9 protein-coding genes and 1 pseudogene are annotated in these 13,218 nt (G+C 50.5%); 4 read left to right on the top strand and 6 right to left on the bottom strand.

Features of this window, described 5'->3' with window-relative positions:
* Nucleotides 1-3: 3 nt before the first annotated feature.
* Complete coding sequence (locus tag AC6I4B_RS17690; RefSeq protein ID WP_497767049.1) at nt 4-2,112, bottom strand: type I secretion system permease/ATPase; 2,109 nt, start codon at nt 2,110-2,112, stop codon at nt 4-6.
* A gap of 394 nt (nt 2,113-2,506) precedes the next feature.
* On the opposite strand from AC6I4B_RS17690, the gene AC6I4B_RS17685 reads away from it, so the two are divergent.
* The 3 genes and pseudogenes from AC6I4B_RS17685 to AC6I4B_RS17675 all read left to right on the top strand — a co-directional run bounded on the left by AC6I4B_RS17685 (nt 2,507) and on the right by AC6I4B_RS17675 (nt 7,910).
* Complete coding sequence (locus AC6I4B_RS17685) at nt 2,507-5,056, top strand: SPM autocatalytic domain-containing protein (protein WP_497767048.1); 2,550 nt, start codon at nt 2,507-2,509, stop codon at nt 5,054-5,056.
* A pseudogene (locus AC6I4B_RS17680) lies at nt 5,002-6,846 on the top strand (calcium-binding protein); the annotation flags it as partial. The gene AC6I4B_RS17685 and the pseudogene AC6I4B_RS17680, both read left to right, overlap by 55 nt.
* A 140-nt stretch (nt 6,847-6,986) precedes the next feature.
* Entirely contained in the window at nt 6,987-7,910 is a 924-nt protein-coding gene (locus AC6I4B_RS17675) for a calcium-binding protein (RefSeq protein WP_497767046.1), read from the top strand.
* Between the two features lie 49 nt (nt 7,911-7,959).
* Here the strand turns inward: AC6I4B_RS17675 and yajL are convergent, their stop codons facing one another.
* Both yajL and panE read right to left on the bottom strand, forming a co-directional pair.
* Complete coding sequence (gene yajL / locus AC6I4B_RS17670) at nt 7,960-8,550, bottom strand: protein deglycase YajL (protein ID WP_497767045.1); 591 nt, start codon at nt 8,548-8,550, stop codon at nt 7,960-7,962.
* The gene (panE, locus tag AC6I4B_RS17665) at nt 8,513-9,424 is read right to left on the bottom strand and encodes a 2-dehydropantoate 2-reductase (protein ID WP_497767043.1); all 912 of its coding nucleotides are present in this window, start codon (nt 9,422-9,424) and stop codon (nt 8,513-8,515) included. The genes yajL and panE overlap by 38 nt, the downstream gene beginning before the upstream one ends.
* A gap of 181 nt (nt 9,425-9,605) precedes the next feature.
* Here panE and AC6I4B_RS17660 point away from each other — a divergent pair, with 181 nt between their 5' ends.
* Nucleotides 9,606-10,097, top strand: coding sequence for a YajQ family cyclic di-GMP-binding protein (locus AC6I4B_RS17660; protein ID WP_497767042.1), 492 nt, complete (start codon nt 9,606-9,608; stop codon nt 10,095-10,097).
* Nucleotides 10,098-10,203: 106 nt separating this feature from the next.
* On the opposite strand, the gene AC6I4B_RS17655 is transcribed toward AC6I4B_RS17660, so the two are convergent.
* The 3 genes from AC6I4B_RS17655 to AC6I4B_RS17645 form a co-directional block, all read right to left on the bottom strand.
* Entirely contained in the window at nt 10,204-11,568 is a 1,365-nt protein-coding gene (locus AC6I4B_RS17655) for an MFS transporter (RefSeq protein WP_497767040.1), read from the bottom strand.
* Nucleotides 11,569-11,728: 160 nt separating this feature from the next.
* On the bottom strand, nt 11,729-11,851 hold the full coding sequence (locus AC6I4B_RS17650) for a hypothetical protein (RefSeq protein WP_497767039.1): 123 nt from the start codon (nt 11,849-11,851) through the stop codon (nt 11,729-11,731).
* On the bottom strand, nt 11,848-13,212 hold the full coding sequence (locus tag AC6I4B_RS17645; protein ID WP_497767037.1) for an MFS transporter: 1,365 nt from the start codon (nt 13,210-13,212) through the stop codon (nt 11,848-11,850). Before AC6I4B_RS17645 ends, AC6I4B_RS17650 begins: the two co-directional genes overlap by 4 nt.
* Nucleotides 13,213-13,218: the final 6 nt, after the last annotated feature.

Genomic DNA, 13,218 nt, shown 5'->3' with positions numbered 1-13,218 from the left:
AAGCTAATGTGCTTGAAATTCGAAAAGGTGACGATAGTAGCCGTTTTGAATTTTTATTAATTCATCATGCTTGCCCTGTTCAATAATCTCGCCTTTATCCATAGCGATGATGCGATCGGCAAAACGGACGGTAGATAAGCGATGAGCAATAATAAAAACAGTACGACCCTGACAAATGAGCTGCATGTTTTTCATGATGGCATGTTCAGATTCGTAATCCAGTGCGCTGGTGGCTTCGTCCAGTATTAAGATGCGTGGGTTATTGACCAATACTCTGGCAATGGCGATACGCTGGCGTTGCCCGCCGGATAACAGAGAACCTTGTTCGCCCGCGTTAGTATCATAGCCTTCAGGAAGCTCCATGATAAAATCATGAGCGCCGGCTAATTTGGCCGCTGTAATCACTTTTTCTAACGGCATACCCGGTTCAGTTAGCGCGATGTTATCTCTTATACTGCGGTTGAATAATACATTTTCCTGCAACACCACGCCCACCTGACGGCGTAACCAGGCGGGATCGACCAAAGACAGATCGTTGCCATCAACTAATACCCTGCCACGTTCCGGTATGTACAGGCGTTGTATCAGTCGCGTTAAGGTACTTTTCCCTGATCCCGAACGGCCAACAATTCCGACAATTTCACCTTCCATAATGGTGAGGTTCAATGATTTGATTATTTCCGGCCCATCGGGGCGGTAGCGGAAAACGACGTTCTCAAAAGTAATTTTTCCCATAATTTCCGGTAACGCGAGGCGGCTGGCAGGTGATTCCGCCGGAGTATTCAGGATATCGCCCAAACGAGCAACCGAGATACCCACCTGCTGAAAATCCTGCCAGAGCTGTGCCAGGCGAATAACCGGAGCTGCGACCTGTCCTGCCAACATATTAAAAGCGATAAGCTGCCCAACGGTAATATCCCCGGCAATCACCAACCTCGCCCCAAGCCATAAATTTACGAGCATGACTAATTTTTGGATCAGTTGAATGCCCTGTTGCCCAATGGTGGCAAGTGTGGCGACTTTAAATCCAGAACTGACATAAGCAGCGAGCTGTTTATCCCAGTGACGGGTCATTTGCGGCTCTACCGCCATCGCTTTTAGGGTGTTAATGGCTGTCACTGACTCAACCAGAAAAGACTGGTTATCGGCATTACGGGCAAATTTGTCATTTAGCCTGGCGCGTAACAGAGGGCTAATGGTGGCTGACCAGATGGCATAGCAGGGAAGCGACGCCAGCACGACTAAAGTCAGCCAGCCGCTGTAGTACCACATGACGGCGATAAAAATGAAGGAGAAAAAGAGATCGATAACGGATGTCAGCGCCTGGCCGGTGAGAAAGTTGCGGATCTGCTCCAGTTCTCTGACACGAGCCACGGTATCGCCAACTCGGCGTCGCTCAAACCAGGCGATGGGGAGATCCAGCATATGGCGAAACAGCCTTGCCCCCAGCTCCACGTCTATCCGGCTGGTCGTATGCGCGAAGATATAAGTGCGCAATCCCCCCAACAGGACTTCAAATAGGATAACAATAAACAGCGCCACAGCGACGACATCAAGAGTACTAAAGCCCTGGTGTACCAGCACCTTATCCATCACCACCTGGAAAAAGAGCGGTGTAACCAGAGCAAAAAACTGTAATACCACCGATGCCAGCAACACCTCTCCCAGAATACGGCGATATTTAATGACGGCGGGGATAAACCAGGTGAAATCAAACTTTGCCAGGGTGCCGAGTATGGTCGCTCTTGAGGTGATTAAGATAACCTGGCCTGTATAGCGTTGCAGAAAATCGCACTCTTCCAAAATGACGGGCTTTTTTAAGTCCAGATCCTGAATCAGATATTTATTGTTTTCAATTTTAGCCAGAATGAAATGCTCGCCTGTGTTGCTCCATACCAGCGCAGGCAGACTAATTTTTACGAGCGCTTTTGCCGTTTTCTTTACCGCCTGTGCTTTTAACCCAATTTTTTTCGCCGCCAGTAACCAAGTGGTTAAATCGAAACCTGAATCAGCATGATTGAACTGATGTTTGATATCTTCTGCGTTAATTGCAATACCATGATAATGAGCCAGAATGGTTAGCGCCGAAATGTCTTTATTTGGGGAGGGCATTCATCAAACATCCATGTGAGTTTATTAATTGAGATTATGTATAATCATTAATTATGATGCTGATTATTGAACCAACCGTTAAAAGGTAATCGGAGTAACAGGGTAATGCAATAATAATTAATGATGAAATTTATTCTTATATTTTAGGTTGTGTTTTATATTTATTTTGTATGTTCGAAAAAGTTCATATTTCTACGTTCTTATCTCTGAAATTTGCGTTAAATGGAATAATATAACTGGTGTAGCTTGAGCTTATCAGAATGTTTTTATTTATGATGTGTTGGTTATTTATTTTTTGAATGGTATGCACGGATGTATACAAATATGAGATTTGACTGGGTGGCCGCTTTTTCATCTAATCGTATCAGATCATTAAAAATGAAGGGATACGGATATGACGGATGTTAATTCAACGATTGATGCTGAAATGATTTCATTTTCTGAAAAACTGGTGAGTTTTGTACCGCTGGTATTTTCAGAGGAAGGTATGCTGCAAGTACAGCAGGAGATTAAGTCACTATATCAAAATGCTGGCTATGATGTCTCAGATAATTTATGTCATCTCAATGCTTTGTATATTAAATACGAATTCCAGAAGAAAATTAATCAGGCTATTAACTATAATGAAATTCAGGGGGCTATAAATCCTGAATATGAATTATTTCAAGGTTTGAAATTAAATGAATCTAACGATTTGTTGCTTAATAATCTCGATGCCGCCGATACGCTTAGTAAAATCATTGATGGAATTCAGGTGACATCCGACGCTGATGTAGATGCGATTAAATCGGTTATTGATAATTACTCTACGGTATCAGGGATTGGTCAAGCTATTATAGATGGGAAGTCTGCTGCTAATGAAATGACCAAATCCGCTGTATCAGGTGCGGTTGGTTGGGCTGTTGGTGAGGCACTACTTGCTGGCCTTGGCGCGTTTGTTCCAGCAATATCCCGATTTAATCCAGCGCTGGCCGCAGGTATTGCTATGGCTGCTGGCATGATTGCGGGAGAAGTAGTATCAGAAGGCTGGGATAAGTATGGTATTCCTGAAATGCTGGGGTTCAAGGATCCCTCATTTAAATTTCCTAAAAATCTAAATGATAAACTGGCGGGTATACTGGAATGGGCCGGTATAGATCCAAATGGTAGTTTAATCATCCCACTAAATGTTGTTGATAACTGGCGTAAGAAAAATGAAAAAGGTGGTGGTCCTTCAATGGAGGACGCAGAAAAAACCAGTTCACCGATAATAATAGATCTTGATAAAGATGGTGTTGAAACCCTCTCATTAAATCAAGGTGTGTATTTTGATCATGATGCCAACACGTATCTGGAAAAAACCGGCTGGGTTGCTAAAGATGATGCTTTATTAGTTTTTGATAGAAATAAAAATGGTGCGATTGAAAGTGGGCAGGAGTTGTTTGGCGATAACACCCTTCTTACCGACGGGAGTAAAGCGGCAAATGGTTATGAGGCATTGAAATCACTGGATGATAATAAAGATCATTTTATTGATTCTAAAGATAATGCCTGGGCTACACTGCAATTATGGCAAGATAAGAATAGTAATGGTATTGCCGATAACGGTGAGTTAATTAGTTTACAAGATGCAGGTATTGTTGCTATCGATACTCGTTATAGCACATCGAATGCTGTTGATGCACAGGGTAACGCCCATAAACAGGCGTCTGTTATCTATTATGATGATAACTCGAAAGGCGTGTCTGAAGATGTTTGGTTTGACCATAACAAACAAGATACCCGTTACAACTGGGACGGTGAGGTTTCACTGGATATAGCGTTTCTTCCTGAAGTGGCAGGGTTTGGTAATATGCCGTCTCTACATATTGCGATGGCGAAAGATGAGGGGTTAAAAGAGCAGGTTAAAGAATTTATCAATAATCCAATGCAAGATGGATTACTTGATAGTATTGTCTTCTCTTGGGCTGGTGTCGAAAAGGTAGCTCCCTCTTCTCGTGGTTCAAACATTGATGCCAGAATACTGGCTGTAATGGAGTGTGCCACCGGTGATAATTATCTTAATGTAGTGAACAGAACCGTAGATCCTTTACCCGGTGCGGCGAAAGAAATCATCTCTGAGTATGAAGAGTTTAAAGGATATATAGGGGCACAAATTTTAATTCAATCAAAGTATGAAGAGTTTTTTTCTTTAATAAGTATTGATGTGAATAAGGAATCAGGTCAACCCACATTGAACTTTAGCTCTTTTGAAAAATTTTTGGATATGCAGGATGCTGTCAATTCTGAACTGTCTGTGACATTACGTGGCCTTTTTGCAAAGGTCATGACATATCTTCCTGGTTTTTCTGAAGATGTTGAAAGGATTGGGTTGGTGGATTTCTTCGTAGCATTTTCAAATAATAAGAATGAAACATTTAATGGAAATAAAAATGAAGCCTCTTCTTATTATTTTACCGCTAATCACGGTCATGATGTTGTTGTTGATTATGCAACATCAACCAGCCAAGCCAATAAGATAATCCTGCAAGATGTTAAGACAGCGGATGTGAATATAGAAAAGCAGGGCAGCGACCTGGTGATTCGTGCCTATGGTGAAGACGACAGCGTGGCGGTGGAGAATTACTTCATATCGGACAGCTACCGGAAACTGAATCTGGTGTGTGAAGACGGTACGCTGACACAGGCAGACCTGACGGAGCGGGTAATGGCGGAAACCGGCACTGACGGGAATAACACGCTGAACGGCTGGGAGTACGCAGACCATCAGACAGGTGGTGCGGGTAACGATACGCTGAACAGCGGCACAGGCGATGATGTGCTGGACGGCGGTGCGGGTAATGACTCGCTGGACGGCGGAACAGGCGATGACGTGCTGGAGGGGGCACGGGAAATGACCGGTTATATGGCAGCAGCGGTGCAGACCGTTATCTGTTCAGCAGGGGACACGGTCAGGACACGCTGAGCGACAGTAACAGCAGTACGGATAAAGGTATCAACGAACTGGTGTTCAGCGGTGCACGTTCAGCAGACCTGCGGCTGGAGAAACGCGGTAATAACCTGGTGATTTATGCCTATGGTGAAGACGACAGCGTGGCGGTGGAGAATTACTTCATATCGGACAGCTACCGGAAACTGAACCTGGTGTGTGAAGACGGTACGCTGACACAGGCAGACCTCACGGGCCGGGTAATGGCGGAAACCGGCACTGACGGGAATGACACGCAGAGGGGCTGGGAGTACGCAGACCATCAGGCAGGCGGTGCGGGTAATGACACGCTGAACAGCGGCACAGGTGATGATGTGCTGGACGGCGGTGCGGGCAACGACACGCTGGACGGCGGCGCAGGCGATGACGTGCTGGAAGGGGGCACGGGAAATGACCGGTTATATGGCAGCAGCGGTGCAGACCGTTATCTGTTCAGCAGGGGACACGGTCAGGACAGGCTGAGTGACAGTAACAACAGTACGGATAAAGGTATCAACGAACTGGTGTTCAGCGGTGCGCGTTCAGCAGATCTGCGGCTGGAAAAGCGGGGTTATACGCTGGTGATTTATGCCTACGGTGAAGACGACAGCGTGACGGTGGCAAATTATTTTACGTCGGACAGCTACCGGAAACTGAACCTGGTATGCAAAGACGGTACGCTGACACAGACAGATCTCACGGGCCGGGTGATGGCAGAAACCGGCACTGACGGGAATGACACGCAGAGGGGCTGGGAGTACGCAGACCATCAGGCAGGCGGTGCGGGTAATGACACGCTGAACAGCGGCACAGGTGATGATGTGCTGGACGGCGGTGCGGGTAATGACTCGCTGGACGGCGGAACAGGCGATGACGTGCTGGAGGGGGGCACGGGAAATGACCGGTTATATGGCAGCAGCGGTGCAGACCGTTATCTGTTCAGCAGGGGACACGGTCAGGACACGCTGAGCGACAGTAACAGCAGTACGGATAAAGGTATCAACGAACTGGTGTTCAGCGGTGCACGTTCAGCAGACCTGCGGCTGGAAAAGCGGGGTTATACGCTGGTGATTTATGCCTACGGTGAAGACGACAGCGTGGCGGTGGAGAATTACTTCATATCGGACAGCTACCGGAAACTGAATCTGGTGTGTGAAGACGGTACGCTGACACAGGCAGACCTGACGGAGCGGGTGATGACGGAAACCGGCACTGACGGGAATAACACGCTGAACGGCTGGGAGTACGCAGACCATCAGGCAGGCGGTGCGGGTAATGACACGCTGAACAGCGGCACAGGTGATGATGTGCTGGACGGCGGTGCGGGTAATGACTCGCTGGACGGCGGCGCAGGCGATGACGTGCTGGAAGGGGGCACGGGAAATGACCGGTTATATGGCAGCAGCGGTGCAGACCGTTATCTGTTCAGCAGGGGACACGGTCAGGACACGCTGAGCGACAGTAACAGCAGCACGGATAAAGGTCTGAACGAGCTGGTGTTCAGCGGTGCGCGTTCAGCAGACCTGCGGCTGGAGAAACGCGGTAATAACCTGGTGATTTATGCTTATGGTGAAGACGACAGCGTGGCGGTGGAGAATTACTTCATCTCGGACAGCTACCGGAAACTGAATCTGGTGTGTGAAGACGGTACGCTGACACAGGCAGACCTGACGGAGCGGGTGATGACGGAAACCGGCACTGACGGGAATAACACGCTGAACGGCTGGGAGTACGCAGACTATCAGACAGGCGGTGCGGGTAACGACACGCTGAGCGGCGACACAGGCGATGATGTGCTGGAGGGGGCACGGGAAATGACCGGTTATACGGCGGCAGCGGTGCAGACCGTTATCTGTTCAGCAGGGGACACGGTCAGGACACGCTGAACGACAGTAACAGCAGCACGGATAAAGACATCAACGAGCTGGTGTTCAGCGGTGCACGTTCAGCAGACCTGCGGCTGGAGAAACGCGGTAATAACCTGGTGATTTATGCTTATGGTGAAGACGACAGCGTGGCGGTGGAGAATTACTTCATCTCGGACAGCTACCGGAAACTGAACCTGGTGTGTGAAGACGGTACGCTGACACAGGCAGACCTGACGGAGCGGGTGATGACGGAAACCGGCACTGACGGGAATAACACGCTGAACGGCTGGGAGTACGCAGACTATCAGACAGGCGGTGCGGGTAACGACACGCTGGACGGCGGCGCAGGCGATGACGTGCTGGAAGGGGGCTCGGGAAATGATCGGTTATATGGCAGCAATGGCACCGACCGCTATCAGTTCAGAAAAGGGCATGGCCAGGACACGGTGTCGGACTACAGCAGTGATGGCAGCACCACCGATACGTTGGTCTTTAAAGGTGCTGATGCAAATGACATTCGCACAAAAAGGGACAATAACGATCTGCTTATTTACGCCTATGGTAACGAGGATAGTGTCCGAGTTAGCAATTACTATATTCAGCAGTCGCATCGATTTATCGAACTTGAATTTGACGATAGAACCCTGACGAGTGATGACCTGGCTACCGTTACCTGGCATTTTGATGTTAATCCGGCACTGCGTTCTGGAGCATTGCTGCAATCTGCAAATGATGGAGGAGCATCGGTTGCATCAAACATTCAGGCAACCAATGACGCGAACGATCTGTGGTTTAAAAGAGATGATTTATTGAGTGCCGCTTCTGGCGACTCAGGTGTGCTTGAAGGTGCTGGTTCTGAGCGCCAGCAGATGCAATTGATGGTAAGCGCAATGGCGGGGTTCGCCTCTTCGGCAGATGATACGCAATCACTGCCTGAGCAGATGCAGCAGTATATGCATCAGATGGCGGCTTCAGTCCTGTAAGTTATCCTCTGAAAATGACCGGGCCTGCATAATCACGGCCCGGTTATTTTTATTCGTAGTAGTTATAAATCCCTGCCGCCATCACCAGCTGTGATGCGATTTCGTGCGCTTTCTCGCGCCCGACCAGTAGATCGATAATTTTCAGCCCAAAGTCGATAGCCGTGCCCGGCCCCTGGCTGGTTAGCAGGTTTACGCGCGGATCCCAAACGATGCGTTTGTCCACCCATTGGCCTTCCGGTATTTGATCTTTCAGCGCCGGGAAGCCGGTCATATTGCCGATAGGGAAAATTTCGTGCGGGACGAGTACGGTGGCGGCTGCGGCACAAATGGCCGCGACGATGCGCCCGGAGAGATGAAACTGTCTCACCGTTTCAACCAGCAACGGGCTGTCGCGAAAACACTCCGCGCCCTTAATGCCGCCAGGCAGGATGATAATGTCGTAATCACCGTCAGCGACTTCCACCAGCGGGGCATCGGCCAGCAGCTTAACGCCGCGCGAGCAGGTAATGGCCAGGTTGCCATCGCCCGCGACGCTTGCGGTAGTGACCTGGATACCGCCACGCACTAACAAATCGATAGTGGTGACGGTTTCCATCTCTTCACTACCAGGAGCGAGGCAAATCAGTGCCGACGCGCTCATATTCACTCTCCTTACGTTTAACTAATTCATACAGGCGGGTGTTTTCTGGCACGGGAATACCGTGCGCCCGCGCGCGCTTGAGCAAGAAACCGGTGATATAGTCGATTTCGGTGTGCCTTTGCGCGCGGATATCTTGCAGCATCGAGGAAATATTGTTCGCTGTCGTTTCAATCACCTGGTTGGCATAAAATAACAGACTTTCAGGAGAGGTATGAAATCCTTCCCGCGTCATGGTCATAGCCACCTCTTCACATATCATCGCAATTTGCGTTGTATGGTGGCGTAGTTCGCCATTTGGGCAGTTCATTAGCGCGGTGAGCGGGTTGATGACGCAGTTAACAGCCAGTTTGCTCCACATGGCCGGGTGGATATTATCGTGCCAGGCGACATCCGGCAGCACGTCTTGTAGCGTTTCGGCGAGCGCGCTGTAGTCGTCGTCGTAGCGTTTGGCTGGGCCGATATGCGTTGTGCCGTTAGCGACATGAACGATCACGTTACCGTCGTGGCGCGCTGCCTGAGTGGTCGCACCCAGCAGAATGGGCTGCTTTATATCGGTCAGCTCGGCGAGTGTCCCCATACCGTTGTGAATTAGCAGAATTGGCGTCGTCACTGGAAGCGTTGCCGCCAGACTTCTGACCGCATCAGAAACCTGCCAGGCTTTTAGCGTCACCAGCAGTAGGTCAGTTTGCGCCAGAAAATCAGGGTCGTTAGCAATTAGCGACTGATTAAACACACTGCCGTCCAGCTCTACCAGGTTCACACTACAGTAGGGCTGAGGTACACGTAGCCATCCTTGTACTTCAAATCCTTTTGTGTGGAGCGCCGTCATCCATAGTTGACCTAGCGCGCCACATCCCAACACTGTAATTTTCACACATCCTCCTGACTATCTTCTTACCACACCAGAGGCTACTGGTATGTCATACTTCACGCTGACGATGACGCGAGTAAGTGTGAGTATAGCGTTATCAATAGAGCTTCCGGGGATAACAAAGTTGAGTTATGCCGCGTTGCAGGTATTATGCAACGCAAAAGTAACTAAGGGAGGGGAAAAGATGCCATCTTTCGATATTGTCTCTGAAGTTGACCTTCAGGAAGCGCGTAACGCGGTGGATAACGCCAGCCGTGAAGTCGAGTCACGCTTTGATTTCCGTGGCGTTGAAGCCACATTTGAATTAAACGACGCCAACAAAACCATCAAAGTGCTGAGCGAGTCTGATTTCCAGGTTAATCAGTTGCTGGATATTCTGCGCGCCAAACTGCTGAAACGCGGCATTGAAGGCACGTCGCTGGACGTTCCAGAAACCTTCGTACACAGCGGTAAAACCTGGTTTGTTGAAGCTAAGCTGAAACAAGGCATTGAAAGCGCTGTGCAGAAGAAAATCGTCAAGCTGATTAAAGACAGCAAACTGAAGGTGCAGACGCAAATTCAGGGCGAAGAAATTCGCGTAACCGGTAAAGCGCGTGATGACCTGCAAGCTGCGATGGCGCTGGTGCGCGGCGGTGATCTTGGTCAACCGTTCCAGTTTAAAAATTTCCGCGATTAAGTCGCCGTGCCTGATGGCGCTTCGCTTATCAGGCCTACGTATTTTGTGCGGTTGTGTGATTTGTAGGCCGGATAAGACGGTAGCCGCCATCCGGCAATACGTTTGCTCAGGCCAGCCTGATGGCCTGTTCAACTTCAAAGCGGTTCGTCACTTTGCTGTCAATTTTGACGTATGCAGAGTGTTCTTCTGCAACCACCAACACTTCTTTCACGCCATCCGTTGCCAACAGACGCTCGCGTAAAGCCTCATCGGCGTTGATCTCCGGCGGAATTTCCACGCGCAGACTGCTGACGTACGGCGGTTCCTGCATGGTCATGGAGACCAACAGCCAGGCGGTCGCCAATAGCGCCCCCGCTAAAAAGACCGTTTGTGAATCAAACCGGCCATCAACCCAGCCGCCCAACGCCCCGCCGATCGCCACGCCCAGGAACTGACTGGTGGAGTAAATCCCCATCGCCGTACCCTTATAGCCCGCTGGCGCTTCTTTGCTGATAAGCGATGGCAGTAACGCCTCCATCAGATTAAAGGCGAGGAAGAAAATTTGTACCCCTGCGACCAGTTCCCAGAAATAGCTTCCCGCGCCCCACAGTACAATTTCAGCAATCAGCAACAGCGCGATACACAGCACAAATACCCGCTTCATGCGGCGTTTTACTTCGGCGTAGATGATAAACGGCACGACGGAAACGAATGAGACAAGCATCGTCACCAGGTAAATTTTCCAGTGCTCGGCTGCCGGAAAACCCGCTGCCTCAAGTTGCCTCGGCAGAGCAACAAACGTGGACATCAGCAAGATGTGCAGGCACATGATGCCAAAGTTGAGTTTTAACAGCCGTGGCTCCATCAGCACTTTGCTGAAACAGCCTTTTACCATGCCGGATTCGCGGTTAAGAACGTGGTTATGGCTATTCGGTACGACCAGAATAGTCAGCAATATCCCAAGCGTTGCTAGCCCGGCAATCATCCAGAACAGCGCATGTAGCCCTAATTTATGGGTGATGATAGGGCCAAGCACCATCGCAATGGCAAACGTGACGCCGAAACTGACGCCGATAAAGGCCATCGCTTTGGTGCGGTTCTGTTCGCGGGTTAAGTCAGATAGCAGTGCCATCACGGCGGCGGCAATTGCGCCAGAGCCCTGTAAGGCGCGGCCCAAAATAATGCCCCAGATCGAGTGCGACAGTGCGGCAATCACGCTGCCCAACACAAAAATCGCTAAGCCGCCGATGATTAACGGCTTACGGCCAATGCGGTCGGATACCAGCCCGAAGGGAATCTGAAAGACGGCCTGCGCCAGGCCATAAATCCCGATGGCAAGGCCAATCAATGCCTCGCTGGCGCCCTGTAATGCCATGCCGTATGTGGTCAGAACCGGCAGGACCATGAACATACCGAGCATACGCAGAGAAAATACAGTCCCTAAACCCCAGGTGGCGCGCAACTCACCCGGCGTCATTTTATAATCGTTCATTCCCACCTCTGTCTAAATACTGCCAGTAGTGTAGTGCGGGGAGGGGGCAGGGTAAACAGACGCTTAATTAACAAATATTACATTCTTGAATCATTTGTGCACAATAGCGACAACTGGAGATACCCCCGGCAAGCGCGATGCTGCCGGGGTAGGTGAGATGTCATGCTGCGCGTAGCGAAAACTGGCGAAGGGGGTCGCTCATCTCCAGTGAACGCAATATATCTGTTTCGTCAATAATAGACTCGTCGCCCGCGCCAATAACGGCAACACGAGTCCGTTTCATGTGTGACTCCTGAGCGTGGTGGGCAGGGGAATGGCGCGTTCGCCAGGGCTTGCCGCCCAGTAGCCTTTAATGGCAAGGGCGATGACGGTTAGCGCGGCAGGAATGCCAAGAATCAGGAACACGGATTTAAAATCAAAGCCCAGTGCCAGCATTTCCGCACCGGCGAATGCACTAAGAATGGCCCCAATGCGCCCGACGCCGTGCATCCAACTGGAGCCGGTTGCGCGCGCCTGAGTGGGGTAAAAGCGGGCAGAAAGCGCGTTCATTCCGGTATTCGCGCCGTTGAGGCACGCGCCGCTGATAAGGGCCAACAGGCACAGCAGCGGGAAGTTCACTCCGGCGTAGCCAATTGCCATGGTAAACAGGCCGCCGACGGCGTAAATGATCCCCAGTGCGCGGTGTGGGTTGATTTTGTCCATCAGCCAACCGGCAAACAGCGAGCCTACCGTACCGCCCGCCTGATAAATGGCGGTCATCACTGCCGCCTGGCTGACGGTCAGGCCAATCTCTTTCACCAGCGTCGGCAGCCAGCTTCCGAGGATATAGACCAGGAACAGCCCCATAAAATAGACCAGCCACAGCATCAGGGAACCGAGCAGATACTCGCGCGATACCACAATGCGCATGGCGCTGGTTTTGACCGGCTGCGGCGGCAGAATAAAGCTGACATTGTCACTCACCTGCCCTGGATAGAGGCGCTGGAGAATAGCGTGAATTTGCGCCGTTGGAGCCTGTTTTATGACCAGGAAACGAGCCGATTCCGGCAATTTCCACAGCAGTAGCGGCACAAACAGCAGCGGTAACACCCCGCCCAGTTCCATCAGTGAATGCCAACCGAACTGCGGAATCAGCCACGACGCGGCAAACCCACCGATCGCCGCGCCAAAGGTAAAGCCGCAAAAAATGACGGTGATAATAAACGAGCGCTGGCGTTCCGGGGCGTACTCCGACACCAGCGTACTCATGTTTGGCATGGCTGCGCCTAGCCCTAATCCAGTCATAAAGCGGAAGAAAATCATCTGCTCAATGTTTTGTGAGAAGGCGGTGGCGACCGTCCAGAAACCAAAGAAAAAGACGCTGTTGATGATGATTTTTTTACGCCCTAGCCAGTCGGCAAGCGGGCCGGAAAACAGCGCGCCCAGCGCCAGGCCAATCAGCGCGGTGCTGATAACAAAGCCCAGCTGATGGTTGCTGACGCCCCACTCTTGTTTCAGCGTTGGGGCGATAAACCCCATGATAGCAATGTCGAAACCGTCCAGCGCAATGACGCAAAAACCAAGAAAAATCACCAGCTTCTGGTAGCGGCTGAGCGGGTGAGTATTAATAAATTCTCTGACATCCAGGCGTTGTGTCTGTGACATAGCGTG

The sequence above is a fragment of the Kluyvera fluvialis genome (assembly GCF_059725275.1).
This window is presented reverse-complemented; position numbering and strand designations above follow the sequence as displayed.